Genomic DNA, 19,398 nt, shown 5'->3' with positions numbered 1-19,398 from the left:
ATGACATATCCAGATTCGCCCGAGACGGGCATCCCCGAAACCGCCCCGAGCCTTGGTGAGCTCGCGCTCGAAGACCGTTCGGCGCTACGCCGCGTCGCCGGGCTGTCGACCGAACTCGCCGACGTGTCCGAGGTCGAATACCGGCAGCTGCGGCTGGAACGGGTCGTGCTGGTCGGTGTGTGGACCGAGGGCACCGCGGCCGACAACCAGGCCAGCCTGGCCGAGTTGGCCGCGCTCGCCGAGACGGCCGGCTCCCAGGTCCTCGAGGGCCTGATCCAGCGCCGCGACAAGCCCGACCCCGCGACCTACATCGGCTCGGGGAAAGCGCAGGAACTGCGCGAGGTGGTGCTGGCCACCGGCGCCGACACCGTCATCTGTGACGGCGAACTGTCTCCGGCCCAGCTCACCGCGCTGGAAAAGGCGGTCAAGGTCAAGGTGATCGACCGCACCGCGCTGATCCTGGACATCTTCGCTCAGCACGCCACCAGCCGGGAAGGAAAGGCGCAGGTATCGCTGGCGCAGATGGAATACATGCTGCCGCGGCTGCGCGGCTGGGGTGAGTCGATGTCGCGGCAGGCCGGTGGTCGCGCCGGCGGGAGCGGCGGCGGCGTGGGTCTGCGCGGCCCCGGTGAAACCAAGATCGAGACCGACCGGCGTCGCATCCGGGAGCGGATGGCCAAGCTGCGGCGCGAGATCAAGGCGATGAAGCAGGTCCGCGACACCCAGCGCAGCCGCCGGCTGCACGCCGACATGCCCTCTATTGCGATTGTCGGGTACACCAACGCGGGCAAGTCCAGCGTGCTCAACGCGCTGACCGGCGCGGGTGTGCTGGTGCAGGACGCACTGTTCGCGACGCTGGAGCCCACCACCCGGCGGGCGGTGTTCGACGACAGCAGGCCCTACGTGCTTACCGACACCGTCGGCTTCGTGCGGCACCTGCCGACTCAGCTGGTCGAGGCGTTCCGGTCGACGCTGGAGGAAGTGGTCGATGCCGACCTGCTGGTGCACGTGGTGGACGGTTCCGACGTCAATCCGCTCGCGCAGATCAGCGCCGTGCGCGAGGTGATCTCGGAGGTGGTTGCCGAATACGGGGCGGACCCGCCGCCGGAGTTGCTGGTGGTCAACAAGGTCGACGCGGCCGGGGACTTGATGCTGGCCAGGCTCCGCCACGAACTGCCCGGGGCCGTCTTCGTCTCCGCGCGTACCGGTGAGGGCATCGACACGCTGCGACGGCGGATGGCGGAGCTCGCGGTGCCCACCGACACCGCGGTGGATGTGGTCATTCCCTATGATCGCGGCGATCTGGTCGCCCGCGTGCACTCCGACGGTCGCGTCCAGCAGGAGGACCACCAGGCCGACGGCACCCGGCTGCGCGGCAGGGTCCCAGTGGCGTTGGCCGCTGCGCTGCGCGAATACGGCCCGCAGGACTGACCCGCACAGCCCCGGCCACGCCCGATGCCTACCAACCACCCGGTTGGTATATCTTGGGCAGGAGTCCCGCACCTATCTCAGACCAACGGAGGTCGTCCGCATGGGCAGTGCCGTCAAATACCAGCGCACTCTCTTCGAACCCGAGCACGATCTGTTCCGCGAGTCCTATCGCGCCTTCCTTGACCGGCACGTCGCGCCGTACCACGAGGAGTGGGAGAAGGCCAAGATCGTCGACCGCGGAGTGTGGCTGGAGGCCGGCAAGCAAGGCTTCCTGGGCATGGCCGTCCCCGAGGAGTACGGCGGCGGGGGCAATCCCGACTTTCGTTACAACACGATCGTCACCGAGGAGACCACCCGGGGCCGCTACAGCGGCATCGGGTTCGGCTTGCACAACGACATCATCGCCCCCTACCTGCTGCACCTGGCCAACGACGAGCAGAAGCAGCGCTGGCTGCCCAAGTTCTGCTCCGGTGAGTTGATCACCGCGATCGCGATGACCGAACCCGGTACCGGCAGCGACCTGCAGGGCATCAAGACGCGCGCCGTCAAACAGGGCGACCACTACGTCCTGAACGGGTCAAAGACGTTCATCACCAACGGAATCAACTCCGACCTGGTGATCGTCGTGGCCCAGACCGACCCCGAAAAGGGCGCGCAGGGGTTCAGCCTGCTGGTCGTCGAGCGCGGCATGGAGGGTTTCGAACGCGGCCGGCACCTGGACAAGATCGGCCTGGACGCCCAGGACACAGCGGAACTCTCCTTCACGGATGTCAAGGTGCCCGTCGAGAACCTCCTCGGCGAGGAGGGCATGGGCTTCATCTACTTGATGCAGAACCTGCCGCAGGAACGAATCAACATCGCGGTGATGGCCGCCACGGCCATGGAAACCGTGCTGGAAGAAACGATCCAATACACGAAGGAGCGCAAGGCTTTCGGCAAGCCGATCGGTAGTTTCCAGAACAGCCGGTTCCTGCTGGCTGAACTGGCGACCGAGGCCACCGTGGTGCGCATCATGGTGGACAATTTCCTGGCCCTGCACCTGGAAGGCAAGCTGACGGCCGAACAGGCGGCCATGGCCAAGTGGTACTCCACCGAGAAGCAGGTGCACCTGATCGACCGCTGCCTGCAGCTGCACGGCGGTTATGGCTACATGCGCGAATACAACGTCGCCCGTGCCTATCTGGACGCCCGCGTGCAGACCATCTACGGCGGCACGACCGAGATCATGAAGGAGATCATCGGCCGCACCCTGGGTATCTAGCGGGTATCTAGCGGGTATTTGGCTCAGCCGTGCGCCTCGTGGGCGTCGTGCACGCTGCGCAGTAGCGTCGCGAGCTCCTCGTCCTGCCTGATCTCTGCGCTGTATCTGTCTGGGAGCGAATCGATTTGGTGCTCCACCCGGAGAAGTGCGGCGTAGGTGCTGTGCCGCTGGTCGAGGTTGTCCCGCGGCTGCAGTCCGCCGATCAGGTCTAGGTATTCCTCTGCGTGCCGGCGGGCTCGCGCGGCCAGGTTCAGCGTGCGTCCTCGGGCGGAGAGCAGCGAGACGAGCGTGGTGATGAGCAGGACGGCGACGATCACCAGCAGCGACGTCGTGATGCTGAGTTCTACGACCGGGACCGGCTGGCCGTGGTTGATGAACGGAAGGTTGTTGTCGTGCAGCGCTTCCAGGATCAGTTTGATCCCGATGAACCCGAGAATCACGGCCAGGCCGTAAGACAGATAGATCAGCCGATCCAGCAGATTGTCGATCAGGAAGTACAACTGGCGAAGGCCCAACAGCGAGAACGCCGTTGCTGCGAAAACCAGGTAGACGTTCTGCGTCAGACCGAACATCGCCGGCACCGAATCGAAGGCGAACAACAGATCCGTGCCGCCGACGGCGATCATCACCAACAGCAGGGGCGTCATCACCCGCTTGCCGTCTTCCGCGGTGAAGAGCCGGTCGCCGTCGTAGTGCTTGGCGGTGTGCAGGAACCGGTTGGCGAGCCGGATGACGACGTTGTCGGCGGTATCTGCTTCCGGCTCCGCGGGTTTGGCAAGTTTGCCGGCCATGAACAACAGCAAGAGGCCGAACAGGTAGAAAGCCGAGTTGTAAGTGCTCAACAGCGCGGCGCCCAAGACGATGAACACCGTTCGCGCGACCAACGCGAAAGCGATACCGAACAACAGAACCTTCTGCTGCGCGACCCGCGGCACGGCGAAACCGCCCATGATGACCAGGAATACGAACAGATTGTCCACGGACAGGGCTTCGTTGCTCAGATAGCCGGCGAAGTATTCGATCGCCATCCGGGTACCGCCGAAAAGGGCTATGCCAAGGCCGAAAACGAAGGCAATCCCGATATAGAAGGTTGACCAGATGGCGGCCTCACGTAGCGTCGGTACGTGCGTTTTGCGGATCTGGAAGGCGTAGTCGAACAGCATCAATGCCGCGATCACAGCGATCGTGAGGGCCCAGACAGGTCCGGAAACACCCATGGGCGCTGGGTTTCCTCTCACGTGAACAATCGGCATCCCGGGCGGGACGGGGTCTCCGGCACGGTAACCCAACGAGTGTGTCGCCCGCAGCGCGCATTCTCGCGACATGACCGCGGCACGGCATCATTTCGACATCAGGTCGATATCCGTTTCCGTAACATTTATGATTTGACTTCGCATTTCTCGGTCGCTAAAGCAAAGTTATGCGAGCCCGGTATCGATGTGGATCGGAGCTGGGGAACGGCCCACGGCGGTGAATCCGCCGGCTCGCCAGGCGAGCAGGGCATCGGCTGGGAGGCTTGGTGAACGGGCAGAGGGGTCAATTGAGCAAGCTGGTCGGGCGTGCGTTTATTGGCTTGGCGGTTTCCGCGCTGCTTACGGGGTTGACGCTCGGGTTGACCACGGTGTTGCCGGCGCCGACCGCGTCCGCGTCTCCGATCGGCGATGCCGAGGCCGCCATGATGGCCGCATGGGAGAAAGCCGGTGGCGACACCTCGACACTCGGCGCCAGGAAGGGCGACGTCTACCCGATCGGTGATGGGTTCGCACTGGACTTCGACGGCGGCAAGATGTTCTTCACGCCCGCCACCGGAGCGAAATACATGTTCGGCCCCATCCTGGACAAATACGAGTCGCTCGGCGGCCCGGCGAGCAGCGATCTGGGTTTCCCAAGCATCAACGAAGTGCCCGGGCTGGCCGGGCCGGACAGCCGGGTGAGCACGTTTGCGGCCAGCGACAACCCGGTGATCTTCTGGACGCCCGACCATGGCGCGTTCGTCGTGCGTGGTGCTCTGAACGCCGCCTGGGACAAGCTCGGCAGCTCCGGCGGGGTGCTCGGCGCTCCGATCGGGGACGAAACCTACGACGGTGAGGTAACCACGCAGAAGTTCACCGGCGGGCAGGTGTCCTGGAACCGCAAGACCAAGGAGTTCACCACCAATCCGCCGAACCTGGCCGATGTACTCAAAGGCCTGCAGGTGGCGATCGACCCCACCGCGGCCATCAACATGGCCTGGCGCGCCGCCGGCGGCGCCAGCGGCCCGTTGGGTGCCAAAAAGGGCGATCAGTACCCCATCGGTGGCGACGGGATCGCCCAGGACTTCAACGGCGGCAAGATCTTCTTCAGCCCGGCCACCGGCGCCAACGCCGTCGAGGGCCCGATCCTGCAGAAGTACGAGGCACTCGGCGGTCCCGTCGGCAGCGAGTTGGGCTTCCCGATCACCAACGAGGCCGACGGCGGCATCACGCCGGCCAGTCGCGTCGCCACGTTCTCCGCCGCCGACAAGCCGGTGATCTTCTGGACGCCCGACCACGGCGCGTTCGTCGTGCGCGGGGCGATGAAGGCCGCCTGGGACAAGCTCAAAGGAGCCACCGGGAAACTCGGCGCCCCGGTTGCCGATCAGACCGTCGAAGGCGACGTGGTGTCGCAGAAGTTCACCGGCGGCAAGATCTCGTGGAATCGCGCCAAGAACACCTTCACGACCGATCCCTCGAACCTGGCGCCGCTGCTGTCCGGGCTGCAGGTCTCCGGTCAGAATCAGCCCGCCAACTCCGCAGCGCCGCCGCCCGGCAAGAAGTTCTCCTTCCAGTGGTGGTGGCTGGTGGCGGCAGTCCCGGTGTTGCTGCTGATTGTGATGTGTGTGCTGGTGGTCGCGGGGCTGCGCCGTCGTCGCGGAGCGCGGGACAGCGCTGGCTACCCCGACCACGGCTACGACGCGGGTGACTTCGATGCCCATCCCGACGAGCACTGGCCGCCGCATGACGACGCCGGCTACGGCTCAGAGCAATTCCCGCCCGCCGACCACCGGCCCGAGCCACAGCCGGCGTCCGACCCGGGCTCGAGTGGACGGGTCAGCTGGTCCCGAGGCGGCGTCGCGACGCCGCTGGGGGAGCCCGGCCTCGCCGGCCACGACGAGTACGAAGCCCGCGAAGAGTACGAAGCCCACGAAGAGTACGAAGCCCACGAGGAGTACGAAGCTCACGACGAGTACGAAGCGCGCGCCGGATACGAGGCGCACGACGGATACGACGAGCACGACGAGCACCGCGGTTATGACGACGACCTCGACGCGGCGGACGCCACGCCCACCACGCCGATTCCAGCTCAGGAACCCCTTGGCGAGCCGGTTGATATCGAGCCCGAAGTTGCCGAGACGGTGTCGCCCGAGGACTTCGTGTCCGAGGAGTACGTACCGGAAACCTACGAGCCGGCCGCCCCGGTGCCCGACGTCGACACCGGACAGACCCTCGACGACGGGGCGTTCCCGGACGTTTTCTATCCGACCGGCGCCGCGGCGGACGAGGCGGAGATCCCCGAAGCGGAGCCGCTGATCGAGTCGAGACAGGGCCGACACGCGGCCGCGGACCCGGACGGAACCGCGACGCCGGCGGTTGAGACAGCACTCGCCGCCGCGCCCCAAGCAGCCGCCGCGCCGCAGGCGGCCGGGCGGCCGACCATTCATCTGCCGCTCGTTGACGACCCTTACCGGGCCCCGGATGGCTATCCCATCAAAGCCAGCGCCCGGTTCGGCCTCTACTACACGCCCGACAGCGCGCTCTACCACGACACCCTGGCCGAGATCTGGTTCGCCACCGAGGAAGTAGCCCTGGCGAACGGCTTCGTCCGGGCGGACTGACGCCTATACCTTGCGGATCACCGTGACGACCTTGCCCAGCACGGTCGCGTCGTTGCCCGGGATCGGGTCGAATGCCGGGTTGTGCGGCATCAGCCACACTTGACCGCCCGCCCGCTTGAACGTCTTGACGGTGGCCTCGCCGTCGATCATGGCTGCCACGATGTCGCCGTTGTCGGCGACGTTCTGCTGGCGCACCACCACCCAGTCGCCGTCGCAGATGGCAGCCTCGACCATCGAATCGCCGACCACCTTCAACAGGAACAACGTCCCGTCACCGACCAGCTCCCGCGGTAGCGGGAACACGTCCTCGACAGCCTCCTCGGCCAAGATCGGACCGCCGGCGGCGATGCGGCCGAGCACCGGGACGAAAGTGGGCTCGGGCAGCGCGTCCGAGCCGGCGACATCGGTGACCGGCGGGGTGACGGCGTCGTCGGCGCCGCGCACATCGACGGCGCGGGGACGGTTCGGGTCCCGTCGCAGGTAGCCCTTGCGCTCCAAGGTGCGCAGCTGGTGCGCCACCGAGGAGGTGGACGTCAGGCCTACCGCGTCGCCGATCTCGCGAATGCTGGGCGGATAGCCGCGGGTGGTGACCGACGCGCGGATGACCTCCAGAATGGTGCGTTGCCGCTCGGTCAGCGTTGCGTCGACAGCGTGCAAGCGGCTGTCCGGGTTTGCTGCTGCAGGGTCGTTGCTGTCGCTCATGGCTCTGAATGTAGCGCCCGGCGCGTCCAGAATCAAACATGTGTTCGACCGGCGTGTCAGCGGACGAAAAAAATACCGCAATCTGCCGAATCACAAGTGTGTAACTTTCGGCGCGTTCGGGTATTCGAATGTCACCCAGCTGGTTTCCACCGTCAAGACCTTGTCGGTGGGGAGGTCTACCGTTTTGCTCGTGCGACACGCGTCGCTCAGATGTTCGATATCGAACATCTGAGCGACTACGGTCGAACACACGAGCGATAGTTAGTCGACCGGAGGGAACGGCATGGCACTCATCTACGCGGCCCCGCAGCGCACCTGGAACGCGCAGCGGGTGGTGAACAGGCCGGTGAACAGGCCGATCAGCGAGTCGCCCGCTTACCGCACCACACAACCCCGGCCCCACCGGCCAGGGCCGGCGCGTCCCGGCGGCACGCCGTTGCGCTACTACGGCACCGGGGTGGCGGTATCGACCGCCCCGCACCGACGGCGTGCGGTTTCAGTCGCCACGACGGTGGGGCTCGCGCTGCTGGCCGGCATCGTCACCCTGTGGCTGGGTCTGATGGCGAACTTCGGCACCATGGCCAACGGTGAATCGGCCGACGCCTCGGGCCGCGTACCTGCCGCGCTGGCCGTGGTGCGGGTGGAACCGGGCGAGTCGCTGCAGCAACTGGCCGCCCGGGTGGCCCCCGGCGCTCCGGTTCGCGACGTGGTCGAGAGGATTCGTGATCTCAACGCGCTGGATTCCAACGCGGTCGCCGCGGGCCAGACCCTGATCGCGCCGGTCGGCTGAGGGCCATCGGGTGCGACGCAACGCCGATACCGCGTACTCTCGGGGTGTTCTGCACGCCGGGTTGTCAGCACGAAGGAGCGGCCATGCACTGCCCGTTCTGCCGGCATCCGGATTCCCGAGTGATCGACTCCCGGGAAACCGATGAGGGGCAGGCGATTCGCCGCCGTCGGTCCTGCCCCGAGTGCGGGCGCCGGTTCACCACCGTGGAAACCGCGGTGCTGGCTGTGGTCAAGCGCAGCGGCGTGATCGAGCCCTTCAGCAGGGAAAAGGTGATCAGCGGGGTGCGCCGGGCGTGCCAGGGCCGCCAGGTCGACGACGATGCGTTGAACCTGCTGGCGCAGCAGGTGGAGGATTCGGTGCGCGCGGCCGGGCCCGAAGTGCCCAGCCACGAGGTGGGTCTGGCCATACTGGGGCCGTTGCGCGAACTGGACGAGGTCGCTTATCTGCGGTTCGCCTCGGTGTACCGGTCCTTTTCCTCCGCCGAGGACTTCGAGCGCGAGATCGAGGCGTTGCGGTCCCACCGCAAGGTGTCCACCTCGGGCTGAAGCGCGGCGTCTAGTCTGGCCCCATGCCGCCAGACCTGCATCCCAACCTCGAGCATTTGGCGCCGCTACTTGGCGTTTGGGCCGGACGGGGTGCGGGGGAGTATCCGACGATCGAGCCGTTCGAATACCTCGAAGAGGTCGTTTTCTCCCACGTCGGCAAGCCATTTCTGAGCTACGCGCAGAAGACCAAGTCCGTCGCCGAGGGCAAGCCGCTGCATGCCGAGGCCGGCTATCTGCGGGTGCCGCAGCCCGGTCAGGTCGAGCTGGTGCTGGCCCACCCGAGCGGTATCACCGAAATCGAGGTCGGCACATACTCGTTGAGTGACGGCGTCATCGAACTCGGGTTGGTCACCACGTCGGTCGGGCTGACCCCGACGGCCAAGGAGGTCAGCGCGTTGGGCCGCTCCTTCCGCATCGACGGTGATGAGCTTTCCTATTCGCTGCGGATGGGGGCGGTCGGTCAGCCCCTACAGCACCACCTTTCCGCCGTGCTGCGACGGCAAAGCTGAATATGGTTATAAGCCAACGCGTTTGACGCTGTCGTGGACGACGCGGCCGGCCACCCGCACCCAGCCCTGCGGATTCCAGGTGGTGTGCAGCAGTGAACCGCTGCCTTGGGTGATGCGCAGATTCCTGCTCAGGTATTTGGTGATCCGCATCGCAACAAGTTTCCGAAATTTCCGTCGGCGGCGTCCGTAAAGACGCGCAACACCGTGACTTCGACGCTCATCGCCGGGTCGGTCAGGTGGCGCTGCGTTCGTCGGCCCCCATCGCGTTCAGCACGGCGACCCGGGTGTCGGTCGGCCCGGACACGGTCCGCGCGCCGCCGCCGCTGCGGAGCAACTCACGCAGTGCGGCCTGGTCGTACTCGGGGGGGACGGTGGTGTCGATGAAGTTCTGCACGACGTCGAGGAACCGGGCCGGGTCGTCGTGAAAGGGGAAATGCGCGGAATCCTCGAAGATTTCCAGTCGCGAGCCCGGCATCGCGGCGTGCGCCATGTGGGCATGCCGAACCGGGATCACCGAATCCTTTGCGCCCCAGATGATCTGCACAGGGATGGCTTCGGTCAGGTAACACCTGTCCAGCATGGTGACGATCTGTCCGCGCCAATCGACGACGGCTCGCAGGGTCCGGGTGAACGCCGACGAGGCCGTCGGTTCGGGGAGGTCGTTGAGAATCCGCAGCATGTTGGGCAGATCGCGGCCCAAGGCAGTCGAACCGAGCGCGAGTCCCGCCAGCTGGCCCAGCAACTGAACCGCCGGCAACACCATGGGCAGGCGCAGCAGCGCCAACGCTTCAGAGCCCAGCGGCAAGGAGGCGAACCTCAGCGCGATGTTGACGTCCTTGGTGACGCCGCCTGCGCCCACCAGGATCAAGCGGTCCACGAGGTGGGGGAACTGATAGGCGAACTGCATCGCCACCCCACCGCCAAGCGAATGACCGATGATGGTGACCCGCTCGATGTCCAGGACGCTGAGCAGATCACGCATGCCGTTGGCGTACGCCGCGGCCGAGTAGTCGGCGCGCGGTTTGTCGGACTTGCCGTGACCGAGCAGATCCGGCGCGATGACGGTGAACCGCTGCGCGAGCTTGGCGTGGATACCGGTCCAGGTGGTGGAGTTGTCACCGATGCCGTGGATCAACAGGATTGCCGGACCGGATCCGGCGATCCGGAACGCCCGCTTGTAGCCGTGAATGGTGCGGTATTGCAGCGACGGGGAGGTCACTTCCCGCACCGGGCGAAGATTGCGCTTCCGCTCGGTCATGTCGCCAGCCTTGTCGGGTCGATGGGGGCGTTATTTCTTGTCGTCGTCGTCGTATTTCTTCTCAGCCTGCTGCGCCAGGAACCGCTCGAACTCGGCGCCCAGCTCATCGCCGCTCGGCAGCTCCTCGTCATGGGCGAGCAAGGACCTGTTTTCCTGAGCGTCAATGAAGGCATCGTACTGGCGCTCCAGGGCCGCCACCACTTGAGCGACTTCAGCGCTCGCGTGCACCTGCTCGTCGATCTTCGTCCGGATCTCGGCGGCGGCGTCGGTCAGGGCGGTCAGCGGAAGCTCGAGCGCTGCGGCCTTTGCGACCTGCTCGAGCAACGCCTGCGCGGCGGCGGGGTAGTCGGTCTGCGTCAGGTAGTGCGGAACGTGCACGGTGAACCCGACGACTTCATGGCCGTGCTGAGCCATCCGGTACTCCAACAGGTTTGAGGCGCTGCCCGGAACCTGGATCTCGGAAATCCATGGGGTGAAATCAGCGATCAGCTCTGGGTTGTTTGAGTGCGCGGTCATGGTGACCGGGCGGGTGTGCGGGACCGCCATCGGCACGGTGCCCAGGCCGATGGTCTGGCGCACCCCGAGCCGTTCGGCCAGCAGCCGCACCGCGGTGATGAACCGTTCCCACTTGAGGTCCGGTTCCAGGCCGGAGAGCAGCAGGAACGGCGTGCCGACACTGTCGCGCAGCGCGTAGAGACTGAGATCGGGGTCGTCGTAGTGGGTGAAGTGGTCGGTCTTGAACGTCATCAGTGGCCGCCGGGACCGGTAGTCCAGCAGTTCGTCGATAGCGAACGAGGCGACGAGCTCGGTGTCCAGCGCCGCCTTGAGGTGGCGGGAAGCCAACCGGATGGCGTGACCGGCATCCGAGAAGCCCTCCAGGGCGTGCACCAACACCGGACCGCGCCCGTCGGACGTCGACAGCACCGGCGCCGGGAATTCGAGCTCGTACATGCCGGATTGGCCCGGCTGGTAGTCATGCGCCTCATCAGGGTGGGTCATGGTGCTCCTCCTCTCGGGGTCACACGGGTCCCTCTAGGTTCCCCTACCCAGTGTCTCTCAATCGAGGGGGTCCCAAGCCGGCACCGCACGAGATTTGCTGGCACCACGATCAACGCATACGGCGGGAATTCTATTCGCTTGCTGGTACCCAGCGATTTGCCACGGTGGGACGCGAGGCGGTTCAGCGCCGGAACTGGTTGAGGGCGCGCATCTTGTTCGTCACGTCCAGCGCCGCGACCTTGTACGCCTCAGAGAACGTCGGGTAGTTGAACACCGCGTCCACCAGATAGTCGACGGTGCCGCCGCAACCCATCACGGCCTGCCCGATGTGGACCATTTCGGTGGCGCTGGTTCCGAAGAGATGCGCGCCCAACAACTTGCGGTCGGTGGTCGACACGAGCAACTTGAGCATGCCGTAGGAGTCACCGGCGATCTGGCCGCGGGCCAGTTCACGGTACCGGCACACGCCGACCTCGTAGGGGATCGACTGCTTGGTCAGTTCCACTTCCGTGGCGCCGACGTAGGACACCTCCGGGATCGAGTAGATGCCGATCGGCTGCAGGGCCGTGATGCCTTCGGTGGGCTCCCCGAACGCGTGGTAGGCCGCCAGTCGGCCCTGATCCATCGAGGTCGCCGCCAGCGCGGGGAACCCGATGACGTCCCCGACGGCGTAGATGTGCTCGACCTTGGTCTGGAACTGGTCGTCGACGAATATCCGTCCGCGGTGGTCGCTTTCGAGCCCGGCGTTCTCCAAGCCGAGATGCTCGGTCTGCCCCTCCCGGCCCGCCGAGTACATCACCGTCTCGGCGGGGATCTGCTTGCCGCTGGCCAAAGTGGTGACGGTGCCCGAGGCGCCGACGTCGACCGCGGTGACCTCCTCGCCGAAGCGGAACGTCACCGCCAGGTCGCGCAGGTGGAACTTGAGCGCCTCGACGATCTCGGGGTCACAGAAGTCCAGCATCGTGTCGCGCTTCTCGACGACGGTGACCTTGGTGCCCAGCGCGGCGAACATCGACGCGTACTCGATACCGATCACCCCCGCGCCGACCACCACCATCGAGGCCGGCAGCGACCGCAGGTCCAGGATGCCGTCGGAATCCAGCACCCGCTTCTCGTCGAACTCCACCCCCGATGGCCGCACCGGCTTGGTGCCGGTGGCGATGACGATGTAGTCGCCGCTGACCGTCACCCGCTCGCCCTGGGCGTCTTCCTCCACCAGGATGGTGTGCGGGTCGACGAAGCGGCCATGCCCGAGCACCAGGTCGATCCGGTTGCGCATCAGCTGCGACCGCACCACGTCGACCTGTTTGCCGATCACATGCTGGGTCCGGGCGAGCAGGTCGGCCGGGGTGATCTTGTCCTTGACCCGGTAGCTGGCGCCGTACAGCTCGCGCTGACTCATGCCGGTCAGGTAGACGACCGCCTCCCGCAGCGTCTTCGACGGGATGGTGCCGGTGTTCACGCAGACACCGCCGACCATCCGGCCCCGCTCGACGATCGCGACCGACTTACCCAGCTTTGCCGCGGCGATCGCGGCCTTCTGGCCGCCGGGCCCGGATCCGAGAACGACCAGGTCGTATTCGCGCATGGAAGTCATGGTTAGACGATAGAGCCCACAGTCGCGACTTTCTCCACAAGCGGGCGGCTGAATCACGTTGTGCGAGCACGAACTGACGGTGGGTGTCGTCAGCGTGGACGCCATGACGACGCAACGAGCTGACTTCGAACTCAATCGCCCCGGCGCTCTGATCGCCGCACTACCGGCGATCCTCGGTTTTGTGCCGGAGAAATCGCTGGTGCTGGTTTCGCTGGAGGGCGGTGGGATGGGTTCGGTGCTGCGCGCCGACCTGTCGGAGGACCTTCCCGACCGTGTCGAGCAGCTCGCCGAGGTGGCCGCGGCGGCACGCCCGGACGCAGCGATCGTGGTGCTGGTCGACGACGAGGGCGCCCAGTGTCCGGTGTGCAACGAGGAGTACCGCGAGCTGTGCGACGCGCTCACCGACGCGTTGGCGCGGTACGGCATCCAGCGCTATGCGGCGCACGTGGTGGACCGGGTCGCCGCGGGCGGGCGCTGGCATTGCGTCGACGGTTGCGGCGCGGGCGGGCCGATCGACGATCCGGCGGCGTCACCGCTGGCCGCGGCAGCGGTGCTGGAGGGGCGGCGACTGTATGCCAGGCGCGCCGACCTGCAGGCGGTGATCGCGACCGATCCCGGGCGCAGCGCCGCGCTGGCGGCCGCGGTCGAGAAGGCGGCGACCGCGCGTGCGGCCGCCTGCGAAGCCGATCCGGCGGGCTGCGGTCGGCGTGACGTCGAGCTGGCCATGGACGCCGCCGCCCGGGTGATCGACGGGCAGGGCCTCAGCGATAAGGAGTTGGCCCAGCTGGGGTGTGCGCTGGTCGACGTGCGGGTGCGCGACACGCTGTACGCCCTTGCGGTGGCCGAGACGGCGGACGCCGCCGAGGCGCTGTGGTCGCTGCTGTCGCGTTTGTTGCCGCCACCGTGGCGGGTGGAAGCACTGGTGCTGTTGGCGTTCAGCGCCTACGTGCGCGGCGACGGACCGCTGGCCGGGGTGTCGCTGGAAGCCGCACTGCGCTGCGACCCGCAGCATCGCATGGCGGGCATGCTGGATCAGGCGTTGCAGTCGGGATTGCGGCCCAACGACATTCGTCAGCTCGCCGGTACCGGCTATCGGCTGGCCGCCCAACTCGGGGTGCGGCTGCCGCCGCGGCAGGACATCGGCCGGCGGGCCGGCTAGTGGCTGAGAGGCCCGGTTGGCGCCTTAGACCTTCTCGACCTTGACGGCGTGCGCCATCTCGTGCGGCAGGGTCACGTTCTCGTGGCCAGGGATGACGATGGTCACGCCGCCGACACCGGTCTCGACGGTCACCCGCGCGTTGGGCACCACGCCGGCGTCCTTGAGCCGGGTGATCAAATCGATGTCGCCCTGGACGTGCTCGGTCAACTGGCGGACGACGACGGCGACCGGGGATCCGGGCGGCAGCTCGGTCAGCCGCACCAGGATCGCGTCGTCGGCGTCGAACTCCGAACCCACACCCAAGTCCAGCAGGCCCGGAATGGGGTTGCCGAACGGAGACGTCGTGGGGTTGTCGAGCACCTTGACCAACCGGCGTTCGACGTCCTCGCTCATCACGTGCTCCCACCGGCATGCCTCGGCGTGCACCTCTTCCCACGGCAACCCGATTACGTCGACCAGGAGGCGCTCGGCGAGGCGGTGCTTGCGCATCACCGATATCGCCAGCGCACGGCCCTTGTCGGTGAGTTCAAGGTGGCGGTCGCCGGCCACGCGGAGCAATCCGTCGCGCTCCATCCGGGAGACGGTCTGGCTCACCGTCGGCCCGCTCTGCTCCAGCCGTTCGGCAATCCGCGCACGCAGCGGCGTTACACCCTCTTCTTCGAGGTCGTAGATGGTGCGCAGGTACATCTCGGTGGTGTCAACCAAGTCGTTCATTCAGCATCCTCCGTTGCCGCCGAGTCTACTTCGCCAGCCGTGCGGATGGTTCGTCCAAAACGCTCCACCGCAGCAGTATGCCCGCCGCGCAAGCGCGGCGGGCACACCGTCTCCTATCGGGCTCGAAAATGCAGCTCGGCGCTGCCTCAGCTGGCGTAGGACCGCAGCCGGTCGGCTCGCTCGCCGTGGCGTAGCTTGCACATCACGTCGCGCTCTATCTGGCGGACCCGCTCCCGGGACAGACCGAACAGCTTGCCGATCTGGTCCAGGGTGCGCGGCTGGCCGTCGTCGAGGCCGAACCGCAGCCGGATCACCTGGTGCTCCCGCTCGTCGAGCGTGGCGAGCACGCTGCGGATGTCGGTGTGCAGCAGCTCGGCGATCACCGCGTTCTCGGCGGACATGGCTTCCGCGTCCTCGATGAAGTCGCCCAGCGGGGCCTCTTCCTCGGAGCCGACCGGCATGTCCAGACTCACCGGGTCGCGGCTGTGCTCAAGCAGGTCGTTGATCTTCTCGACCGGGATCCCGGACTCCTCGGCCAGTTCCTCGTCGGTGGCTTCCCGGCCCAGGTTCTGGTGCATCTCCCGCTTGATCCGGGCCAGCTTGTTGACCTGCTCGACGAGGTGCACGGGCAGCCGGATGGTGCGGCTCTGGTCAGCCATACCGCGGGTGATCGCCTGACGAATCCACCAGGTGGCGTAGGTCGAGAACTTGAAACCCTTTGCGTAGTCGAACTTTTCCATCGCGCGGATCAGACCCAGGTTGCCCTCCTGGATAAGGTCCAGCAGCGGCATGCCCCGGCCGGTGTAACGCTTGGCCAGCGAAACGACCAGTCGCAGGTTGGCTTCCAGCAGGTGACGGCGGGCGGCCTCGCCATCCTTGACGACAAGCGCCAGATCGCGTTTCCGGTTCTCGCCGAGGCGCTTCCGAGTCTCCAGCAGGTGCTCGGCGTACAGACCCGCCTCGATGCGCTTTGCAAGTTCGACTTCGTCGGCGGCGTTCAGCAACGCCGTCTTACCAATGCCGTTCAGATACACGCGCACCAGGTCTGCCGCCGGGCTCTGAGCATCCAAGTTGTCGTCGACCCGGCTTGTGGTGGCATTAGCCATTGCGCCCTCCCGATTGGCTTGTCTTTGTCATGTGGTTAACGAGAAGCCCGGTCGCAGAGTTCCCACCGCTCCGCCATCTCACACGCTGTGACGTGCAGAAATACGGCGACGACCTGAGAATGTCCTGAGAAGTGGCGCGAGTGGACGGCTAGCGGGAACCGTCGGGGTCGATGACCTGCGCATCGGATTGCGTCAGCGGATCACGACGCGGTTCCAGGGCCAGCCGTTCGGCGGTCGGGAACAACGGGGTGCGCTTGCGGCCATGGTCGAAGCGTCGAGGTTCGCCGGCGTCACGCGGGGGACGGTCGTTGGCGATCAGAACAGCCATCCACGGCAACGGTATTGAGGCAGCAACGATCAACAGAGAGATCAAGCCGTTGTGCCAGGCGCCGTAGGCGATGGCCGCCAACAGCAACGCAGGGATGCGGAACGCCATGAGAGTTAGGTATTTACGCACCCGTGCGCGATGCTGCACCTCATAGGAAGGTGCGGCGGCAGTGATGAGTACCGGTCGGCCCTCCTCGTCGAAACCGCCGAGTTCGGTGCCGCGCTTCATCCTTCCACTGTTCCACACGAAATCGCTTTTGGGTTCTCCGGTGTCAGTCGGCAGGTCAGGAGGCACAATGTGTGGCATGGACACCCAGACGATCGAACGCACCGATGCCGAAGAACGCGTCGATGACGGGACCGGCAGCGACACCCCCAAGTTCTTTCACTACGTCAAGAAGGACAAGATCGCCGAGAGCGCGGTCATGGGCAACCACGTTGTGGCGTTGTGTGGCGAGGTTTTTCCGGTCACCCGGGCCGCCAAGCCGGGCTCACCCGTCTGCCCCGACTGCAAGCAGATCTACGACCGGCTCAAGAAGGGCTGATCACGCCCTAGGTTCGACGTTGGCCGCATCCGGGACCGCCTTCGACTCGGGTACTTCCGGTTCGTTCGTGCCGGTCATCGCCGCGGTGCGACGGGCCAGCCAGTTGCGCAGCCGGTGTGCGTGGGTGGCCGGGGCAGGGAACTCCTCCTGGATGGCGGCGTTGAGTTCCGCGCCGATCATGATCGAGAAGCCGCCGAAGAACGCGAACAACAAGAAAGCGATCGGCGTGGCCAGCGCGCCGTAGGTGTAGCCGGTGCTGCCGATCCACCGCAGGTAAAGGCGCAGGCCCAGCGTTGCGACGGCGAACACCACGGTGGCTAGCACGGTGCCCGGTATGAGCCGGTGGGTGGGCAGCGGCACCGGTAGCGCCACCCGGTACAGGACGGTCACGCCTGCCATCAGGCCCAGTATCAGCGCCGGGTAATAGCCGTAGTGCAGCAGGTTCTGCAGGCCTATCGGGATGTGCTCGCTCACCTTGCGCGGGCCCACCACCGCCACGGGAGCGGTCGCCACCACGAAGATCAGCATCACGATGTAGATGAACAACGAGAAGAAGCGCTGCCGCACCGGGTGGCGTAGTGGCGTCTGGTCGTGCGCCTCGACGATCGCGTCGACGAAGGACGAGATGGCTGAGGATCCCGCCCACAGCGAGATCAGGAAACCCAGGGAGGCGACCTCACCGCCGGCGTGGGTGGTGATATCGCGGATCGTGGGTTCGATGATCTCGTTGACGACACTGGGGGAGAAGAAGCTTCGCGCTGTGCCCAGAATGCTTTTGATGATCGACGACAGGGTGTCCTTGCCGAACAGCGGAGCCACCCAGGCCAGCGTGCCCAGGATTCCCAGCAGTAGCGGCGGCGTCGAAAGACACGTCCAAAATCCCGCTTCCGCGGACTCGGAGAAAATCGAATCGTCCCAGGCTTTGGCCAGCGCCCTTTTGAAAATGTGCCAGAAGTGGTGGCGGGACGGTTTCAGCGTTTCGGCGCTCATCCCGTCCAGCATTGCCGAAGATTACTCGCGCCGCCGACATTGCGGCGGGCGAGTTCGACGGATTTAGCTACCGCTCACCTCGAGGACGGCCGCCAGTTCGACCAATTTCGCTTCGTGCTCATTGGCGTGGTGCTGGCAGAACAGCAGCTCGGCTCCCGAAGGCAGCTTGGCACGCACTCGGGCAGCGGCGCCGCAACGGTCGCAGCGGTCTGCCCGGGTCAGTTCGGGACTGGTCAGAGTTGCGTTCATGGCTCCTCCGTTCTGGCGATAATTTCACTCTGTCAGACGTTCGGAGTTTTCGCCTTGTTCCCCGACCGTTATGAGGTGTGTCGTTTCTCACGGATTTTCGGCGTGCGAAATGGGCATTCTTGGTGGGATGACTGCCCCGCGCGTGCTGGTTCATTTGTGCGGAATTCGGGACTGGGCCCAGGCGAGTCGGCGCGGGGGCATCGAACCGGACTCACCGGACGGCTTCATCCATCTGTCGACGCCTGAGCAGGTTCACCTGCCGGCGAATCGACTCTTTCACGGGCGACGCGATCTGCTTTTGTTGCACATCGACGTCTCCGCTCTCGATGCTCCGCTGCGATGGGAGCCTGGAGTGGCAACGGACCCGGAGTCCATGCTGTTCCCGCACCTGTACGGCCCGCTGCCATCGGCGGCGGTCATCAGGGCGGTGGAGTACCCGCCGGCGCCCGACGGCAGCTTCCGGCCGGCCCAGGGCATTACGTAGGCGTCACGTAAGCGTCAGCTTCGATTTCCACCAGCAGGTCCGGCGCGATCAGCGCCGAGACCTCGACCATCGTGGTCACCGGGCCGATCTCGCCGAACACTTCCGCGTGCACCGCGCCGACCTCGTGCCAGTTGCTGATGTCGGTGACGTAGGTGCGGGTCCGGATCACGTCGGCCAGCGTGGCGCCGGCTTGTTCGAGCGCAATCGCTATGCGGCTCAATGCATTTCGTGCCTGATCGGCCACACTGTGCCCACTGCCGGTGGTGCCGGCCACTACCACGTGCGGGCCGACGCGCACCGCGCGCGAGTAACCGACGATCGATTCGAACTCCGAGTCGGAGGAGATGTTGTGGCGGTCGGCTGACATGGCCGTCACGGTACCGCCGCTGTCGCTTTACCTGCGGCGTGTCGGGCTGGTAGCAGTGCTGTGTGCGCAGATTCGCCTGGGTCGCCGTGGCCGTTCTGATCACCGGCTGCTTGGGTGTCCGGCACCACTCCGGCCCCGGTCTGAACGACGAGGTCCGGGACGGGACCTTGGCGTTCACCGTGACGGCTATTCACCTCGGCGTGCCCAAGACCGGACACCGCACGGCGCAGGGCGTCTTCGTCGTCGTCAACCTGATGGTCAAAAACGACGGCCCCACCCCCCGGGCGGTGTACTGCCAGGACCAGACGCTCACCGACTTCTCCGGCAAGAACTACGACCACGCCGTCAACATCGACAGTCCCAACGACCGGTCCAACATCGAGGCCGGCAATGAGGTGCACGTGACGTGCGCGTTCGACGTGCCCAATGGCATGCTGCCGGCCAGCATCACCCTGCGCGCGTCACAGTTCTCCCACGGCGTGCGCGTGGCGCTGATGGCGGCGGGCTGACCG

At 66.1% G+C, this 19,398-nt stretch carries 20 protein-coding genes and 2 pseudogenes; 10 read left to right on the top strand and 12 right to left on the bottom strand.

Features of this window, described 5'->3' with window-relative positions; all coding sequences use genetic code 11:
• Together hflX and A5645_RS16165 are read left to right on the top strand one after the other, a co-directional pair.
• Entirely contained in the window at positions 1-1,431 is a 1,431-nt protein-coding gene (hflX, locus tag A5645_RS16170) for a GTPase HflX (protein ID WP_065130225.1), read from the top strand.
• A 100-nt stretch (positions 1,432-1,531) separates the two neighbouring features.
• Complete coding sequence (locus tag A5645_RS16165; protein ID WP_065120000.1) at positions 1,532-2,692, top strand: acyl-CoA dehydrogenase family protein; 1,161 nt, start codon at positions 1,532-1,534, stop codon at positions 2,690-2,692.
• Positions 2,693-2,715: 23 nt separating this feature from the next.
• Here the strand turns inward: A5645_RS16165 and A5645_RS16160 are convergent, their stop codons facing one another.
• Positions 2,716-3,909 (bottom strand): TerC/Alx family metal homeostasis membrane protein, encoded by a 1,194-nt coding sequence (locus A5645_RS16160; protein ID WP_065130224.1) that lies wholly within the window; start codon positions 3,907-3,909, stop codon positions 2,716-2,718.
• A gap of 302 nt (positions 3,910-4,211) precedes the next feature.
• On the opposite strand from A5645_RS16160, the gene A5645_RS16155 reads away from it, so the two are divergent.
• Complete coding sequence (locus A5645_RS16155) at positions 4,212-6,545, top strand: LGFP repeat-containing protein (RefSeq protein WP_065130223.1); 2,334 nt, start codon at positions 4,212-4,214, stop codon at positions 6,543-6,545.
• Between the two features lie 3 nt (positions 6,546-6,548).
• Here A5645_RS16155 and lexA read toward each other — a convergent pair whose 3' ends face one another.
• Positions 6,549-7,247, bottom strand: coding sequence for a transcriptional repressor LexA (lexA, locus tag A5645_RS16150; RefSeq protein WP_065130222.1), 699 nt, complete (start codon positions 7,245-7,247; stop codon positions 6,549-6,551).
• A gap of 283 nt (positions 7,248-7,530) precedes the next feature.
• Between lexA and A5645_RS16145 the strand changes: the two genes are divergently transcribed.
• The 3 genes from A5645_RS16145 to A5645_RS16135 all read left to right on the top strand — a co-directional run bounded on the left by A5645_RS16145 (position 7,531) and on the right by A5645_RS16135 (position 9,091).
• Positions 7,531-8,037, top strand: a complete 507-nt coding sequence (locus tag A5645_RS16145; protein ID WP_065037544.1) for a LysM peptidoglycan-binding domain-containing protein — start codon at positions 7,531-7,533, stop codon at positions 8,035-8,037.
• Positions 8,038-8,120: 83 nt separating this feature from the next.
• The gene (gene nrdR / locus A5645_RS16140) at positions 8,121-8,582 is read left to right on the top strand and encodes a transcriptional regulator NrdR (protein ID WP_036354954.1); all 462 of its coding nucleotides are present in this window, start codon (positions 8,121-8,123) and stop codon (positions 8,580-8,582) included.
• A 23-nt stretch (positions 8,583-8,605) separates the two neighbouring features.
• Positions 8,606-9,091: a peroxynitrite isomerase gene (locus A5645_RS16135; protein ID WP_065037543.1), complete on the top strand. Its 486-nt coding sequence runs from the start codon at positions 8,606-8,608 to the stop codon at positions 9,089-9,091.
• A gap of 6 nt (positions 9,092-9,097) precedes the next feature.
• On the opposite strand, the pseudogene A5645_RS27825 reads toward A5645_RS16135, so the two are convergent.
• From A5645_RS27825 to sthA, 4 genes and pseudogenes are all read right to left on the bottom strand, one after another.
• Positions 9,098-9,244: pseudogene (locus A5645_RS27825) on the bottom strand (PhzF family phenazine biosynthesis protein); the annotation flags it as partial.
• A gap of 79 nt (positions 9,245-9,323) precedes the next feature.
• A complete protein-coding gene (locus tag A5645_RS16130; protein ID WP_065037542.1) occupies positions 9,324-10,349 on the bottom strand; it encodes an alpha/beta fold hydrolase in 1,026 nt (341 codons plus the stop codon).
• A gap of 30 nt (positions 10,350-10,379) precedes the next feature.
• Positions 10,380-11,348: a proteasome assembly chaperone family protein gene (locus tag A5645_RS16125; RefSeq protein WP_065037541.1), complete on the bottom strand. Its 969-nt coding sequence runs from the start codon at positions 11,346-11,348 to the stop codon at positions 10,380-10,382.
• 181 nt (positions 11,349-11,529) lie between these two features.
• Positions 11,530-12,936 carry a Si-specific NAD(P)(+) transhydrogenase gene (gene sthA, locus A5645_RS16120; RefSeq protein ID WP_155768040.1) on the bottom strand — a complete coding sequence of 469 codons (1,407 nt, stop codon included), beginning with the start codon at positions 12,934-12,936 and terminating at the stop codon, positions 11,530-11,532.
• Positions 12,937-13,048: 112 nt separating this feature from the next.
• Here sthA and A5645_RS16115 point away from each other — a divergent pair, with 112 nt between their 5' ends.
• On the top strand, positions 13,049-14,104 hold the full coding sequence (locus A5645_RS16115; protein WP_065130272.1) for a DUF4192 domain-containing protein: 1,056 nt from the start codon (positions 13,049-13,051) through the stop codon (positions 14,102-14,104).
• A 24-nt stretch (positions 14,105-14,128) separates the two neighbouring features.
• Here the strand turns inward: A5645_RS16115 and A5645_RS16110 are convergent, their stop codons facing one another.
• From A5645_RS16110 to A5645_RS16100, 3 genes and pseudogenes are all read right to left on the bottom strand, one after another.
• The gene (locus A5645_RS16110) at positions 14,129-14,818 is read right to left on the bottom strand and encodes an iron-dependent transcriptional repressor DtxR (RefSeq protein ID WP_065037539.1); all 690 of its coding nucleotides are present in this window, start codon (positions 14,816-14,818) and stop codon (positions 14,129-14,131) included.
• 146 nt (positions 14,819-14,964) lie between these two features.
• Positions 14,965-15,927, bottom strand: a pseudogene (locus A5645_RS16105) (sigma-70 family RNA polymerase sigma factor); the annotation flags it as partial.
• A 145-nt stretch (positions 15,928-16,072) separates the two neighbouring features.
• Entirely contained in the window at positions 16,073-16,498 is a 426-nt protein-coding gene (locus A5645_RS16100; RefSeq protein WP_081288385.1) for a DUF3099 domain-containing protein, read from the bottom strand.
• Between the two features lie 58 nt (positions 16,499-16,556).
• Here A5645_RS16100 and A5645_RS16095 point away from each other — a divergent pair, with 58 nt between their 5' ends.
• A complete protein-coding gene (locus A5645_RS16095) occupies positions 16,557-16,796 on the top strand; it encodes a DUF3039 domain-containing protein (RefSeq protein WP_036354970.1) in 240 nt (79 codons plus the stop codon).
• On the opposite strand, the gene A5645_RS16090 is transcribed toward A5645_RS16095, so the two are convergent.
• Both A5645_RS16090 and A5645_RS16085 read right to left on the bottom strand, forming a co-directional pair.
• Positions 16,797-17,786 (bottom strand): YihY/virulence factor BrkB family protein, encoded by a 990-nt coding sequence (locus tag A5645_RS16090; RefSeq protein WP_065130268.1) that lies wholly within the window; start codon positions 17,784-17,786, stop codon positions 16,797-16,799.
• Between the two features lie 63 nt (positions 17,787-17,849).
• Entirely contained in the window at positions 17,850-18,035 is a 186-nt protein-coding gene (locus tag A5645_RS16085) for a DUF7455 domain-containing protein (RefSeq protein WP_036354972.1), read from the bottom strand.
• 127 nt (positions 18,036-18,162) lie between these two features.
• Between A5645_RS16085 and A5645_RS16080 the strand changes: the two genes are divergently transcribed.
• Positions 18,163-18,519, top strand: a complete 357-nt coding sequence (locus A5645_RS16080) for a DUF952 domain-containing protein (RefSeq protein WP_065130221.1) — start codon at positions 18,163-18,165, stop codon at positions 18,517-18,519.
• On the opposite strand, the gene A5645_RS16075 is transcribed toward A5645_RS16080, so the two are convergent.
• Positions 18,512-18,886 carry a RidA family protein gene (locus A5645_RS16075; RefSeq protein ID WP_065130220.1) on the bottom strand — a complete coding sequence of 125 codons (375 nt, stop codon included), beginning with the start codon at positions 18,884-18,886 and terminating at the stop codon, positions 18,512-18,514. The two genes, A5645_RS16080 and A5645_RS16075, sit on opposite strands and share 8 nt — an antisense overlap.
• 62 nt (positions 18,887-18,948) lie before the next feature.
• Here A5645_RS16075 and A5645_RS16070 point away from each other — a divergent pair, with 62 nt between their 5' ends.
• The gene (locus A5645_RS16070; RefSeq protein WP_065130219.1) at positions 18,949-19,395 is read left to right on the top strand and encodes a DUF4352 domain-containing protein; all 447 of its coding nucleotides are present in this window, start codon (positions 18,949-18,951) and stop codon (positions 19,393-19,395) included.
• Positions 19,396-19,398 lie beyond the last annotated feature (3 nt).

This window comes from Mycobacterium asiaticum (assembly GCF_001673635.1).
GTDB classification, from domain to species: Bacteria; Actinomycetota; Actinomycetes; order Mycobacteriales; family Mycobacteriaceae; genus Mycobacterium; species Mycobacterium asiaticum_C.
This window is presented reverse-complemented; position numbering and strand designations above follow the sequence as displayed.

Excerpts from the sequence above, each read along its gene's own strand:
- hflX (WP_065130225.1), top strand. The coding sequence starts at position 1 with ATGACATATCCAGATTCGCCCGAGACGGGCATCCCCGAAACCGCCCCG.
- A5645_RS16165 (WP_065120000.1), top strand. The coding sequence starts at position 1,532 with ATGGGCAGTGCCGTCAAATACCAGCGCACTCTCTTCGAACCCGAGCAC.
- A5645_RS16160 (WP_065130224.1), bottom strand. The coding sequence starts at position 3,909 with ATGGGTGTTTCCGGACCTGTCTGGGCCCTCACGATCGCTGTGATCGCG.
- lexA (WP_065130222.1), bottom strand. The coding sequence starts at position 7,247 with ATGAGCGACAGCAACGACCCTGCAGCAGCAAACCCGGACAGCCGCTTG.
- A5645_RS16145 (WP_065037544.1), top strand. The coding sequence starts at position 7,531 with ATGGCACTCATCTACGCGGCCCCGCAGCGCACCTGGAACGCGCAGCGG.
- nrdR (WP_036354954.1), top strand. The coding sequence starts at position 8,121 with ATGCACTGCCCGTTCTGCCGGCATCCGGATTCCCGAGTGATCGACTCC.
- A5645_RS16135 (WP_065037543.1), top strand. The coding sequence starts at position 8,606 with ATGCCGCCAGACCTGCATCCCAACCTCGAGCATTTGGCGCCGCTACTT.
- A5645_RS16130 (WP_065037542.1), bottom strand. The coding sequence starts at position 10,349 with ATGACCGAGCGGAAGCGCAATCTTCGCCCGGTGCGGGAAGTGACCTCC.
- A5645_RS16125 (WP_065037541.1), bottom strand. The coding sequence starts at position 11,348 with ATGACCCACCCTGATGAGGCGCATGACTACCAGCCGGGCCAATCCGGC.
- sthA (WP_155768040.1), bottom strand. The coding sequence starts at position 12,936 with ATGCGCGAATACGACCTGGTCGTTCTCGGATCCGGGCCCGGCGGCCAG.
- A5645_RS16115 (WP_065130272.1), top strand. The coding sequence starts at position 13,049 with ATGACGACGCAACGAGCTGACTTCGAACTCAATCGCCCCGGCGCTCTG.
- A5645_RS16110 (WP_065037539.1), bottom strand. The coding sequence starts at position 14,818 with ATGAACGACTTGGTTGACACCACCGAGATGTACCTGCGCACCATCTAC.
- A5645_RS16095 (WP_036354970.1), top strand. The coding sequence starts at position 16,557 with ATGGACACCCAGACGATCGAACGCACCGATGCCGAAGAACGCGTCGAT.
- A5645_RS16090 (WP_065130268.1), bottom strand. The coding sequence starts at position 17,786 with ATGAGCGCCGAAACGCTGAAACCGTCCCGCCACCACTTCTGGCACATT.
- A5645_RS16085 (WP_036354972.1), bottom strand. The coding sequence starts at position 18,035 with ATGAACGCAACTCTGACCAGTCCCGAACTGACCCGGGCAGACCGCTGC.
- A5645_RS16080 (WP_065130221.1), top strand. The coding sequence starts at position 18,163 with ATGACTGCCCCGCGCGTGCTGGTTCATTTGTGCGGAATTCGGGACTGG.
- A5645_RS16075 (WP_065130220.1), bottom strand. The coding sequence starts at position 18,886 with ATGTCAGCCGACCGCCACAACATCTCCTCCGACTCGGAGTTCGAATCG.